The sequence below is a fragment of the Streptomyces macrolidinus genome (assembly GCF_023887685.1).
In the GTDB taxonomy this organism is placed as follows: domain Bacteria; phylum Actinomycetota; class Actinomycetes; order Streptomycetales; family Streptomycetaceae; genus Streptomyces; species Streptomyces macrolidinus.
In genome coordinates, this window is the sequence record NZ_JAMWMR010000079.1 from 1 (window position 1) to 2,289 (window position 2,289).

Here is a 2,289-nt window from a genome sequence, read left to right on the forward strand (position 1 = left end):
GGACGGCTTCGCCGCCACACTCCAGCTCGAGCAGAACGCCCCGCTGGGGACGGTGCTGCCGGCGCTCTCCGCCTGGCGTCGACGCCGGCACGAGACTGCCAGGACGGACGAACTCCTCCACCAGGCCGTCTGGCGCCCGGTGCCCGACCAGGGGACCGGTGTGCTGACGGGGACCTGGCTCCTGGTCTCGCCGCCGGACGGCGAGGAGCAGTGGCAGTGGGTCGCCCGAGCGCTGAGCGACCACGGCGCCGAGGTGGTTGGCGTGCCCTTCGGCACCGCCGCGGCCCTGGAGGCCGCCCTCGTCGGCATCGGCCACGTCCGGGGCGTCCTGTCCCTCCTCCCGCTCACCCCGGTGCTTGAGCCCGGGCTGCCGTCCGGCCTGGTCGACACCCTCGCGCTGTTCCGTGCGCTCGGTGAGCTGGGCGTGGAGGCCCCCCTGTGGAGCGTCACCTCGGAGGCGGTCTCGACCCGCGTCGACGAGTCGCTGAATCGGCCGGACCAAGCCGCAGTGTGGGGATTCGCGCGCGCTGCGGGAGTGGAGCACCCCTCGCGATGGGGTGGTGTGATCGATCTGCCGTCGGCCTCCGACGCGTACACCGCCGAGCGGCTGGTCTCCGTACTGGCCGGGGCGGTCGGCGAGGACGAGGTGGCTATTCGCGCTGCCGGGTTGTTCGGGCGTCGCCTGGTGCCCGTCCGCATTGCCAGTGGGGCAGCCGTCGAGGCGCCGCGACCGCGCGGAACGGTGCTGATCACCGGCGGCACCGGCGCACTCGGTGCGGCCGTGGCCCGCCGGCTGGCCGAGCAGGGAGCGGAGCATCTGCTGCTGACCAGCCGCAGCGGCAACGCGGCACCGGGCGCGACCGATCTGGAGGCCGAACTCCTTGCTCTGGGTGCCCGGGTGACCGTGGCCCGCTGCGATGTCGCCGCCCCCGAGGAGCTGGCGCAGCTGCTGAGCGCCGTGCCGGCGGAGTTCCCGCTGACCGCCGTCGTGCACGCGGCCGGGGTCCTGGACGACGGCGTGATCGACTCGATGACCGTCGAGCGCTTCGAGACGGTGTTCCGGCCCAAGGTGAACGCCGTCTGGAACCTCCACGAGCTGACACGCGACCTCCATCTGGACATGTTCGTGCTCTTCTCCTCGCTGGCCGGCACGGTCGGCTCGGCGGGGCAGAGCAACTACGCAGCGGCCAACGCCCTGTTGGACGGCTTCGCCGAATACCGCCGCGGACAGGGACTGCCCGCGACCAGCCTCGCCTGGGGACCGTGGGCGGACGGCGGCATGGTGGACGAGGCGGTACGGGAGCGCCTGGTGCGGAACGGCGTCTCGCCCCTGTCCGCCCGGCAGTCCGGTGACGCCCTCCGGCGGGTGCTGGACCTCGGTCTGACCACCGCCACGGTCACCAGGACGGACTGGGACCGGTTCGCCGCGGTGCTGGCCGCGTCCCGCCCGACTCGGCTGCTCGCCGAGCTGACCGACGCCGCGCCGACCAGGAGCGAACGCAACCAGGCGTCGGACCTGGCTCGCTCGCTCGCCCGCCGGCCGGCCGCCGAAGCACGGCGCGTCCTCCTGGAGACGGTACGTGCCGAGGCAGCCGTCGTGCTCGGGCACGCCGCGCCGGGCAAGCTCGACGCGGACCGGTCGTTCCGCGAGCTCGGCTTCGACTCCCTCAGCGCGCTGCAAATGCGCAACGCCCTGGGCGAGCTCACCGGGCTCGACCTGGCCACGACCCTGGTCTTCGACTACCCGAACCTCACCGCTCTCGTCGACCACCTGCTGTCCCAGCTAGCGGACGTCCCTGCGGCCGACGTGCCGGCGGCGCCGGTGGTGGCTGGAGCGGACGAGCCGATCGCGATCGTGGGGATGGCGTGTCGGTTCCCGGGTGGGGTGCGCTCGCCGGAGGACCTGTGGAAGCTGCTGAGCGCGGGCTCCGACGTCATCAGCCCCTTCCCGACCGACCGCGGCTGGGACATCGACACGCTGATGGACGCCGGTCGATCCGGTGCGTCCTCCGTGCACGAAGGCGGTTTCCTGGACGACGTCGCCGGATTTGACGCGGAGTTCTTCGGGATCTCGCCGCGTGAGGCGCTGGCGATGGACCCGCAGCAGCGGCTGCTGCTGGAGACCTCGTGGGAGGTCTTCGAGCGGGCCGGGATCGACCCGGCCACGCTGCGTGGCAGTGCCACCGGCGTCTTCGCGGGCACCAACGGCCAGGACTACACGGCCCTGCTGCGCGACACGACGCGGGAGCTGGAAGGCCACGCGGCCACCGGCGCCGCCGCGTCGGTGGT

The 2,289-nt window shown here is 73.2% G+C and carries 1 protein-coding gene; it reads left to right on the forward strand.

Features of this window, described 5'->3' with window-relative positions:
• The coding region (locus NGF19_RS30260; protein ID WP_289738524.1) for an SDR family NAD(P)-dependent oxidoreductase at positions 1–2,289 on the forward strand (2,289 nt) is incomplete at both ends.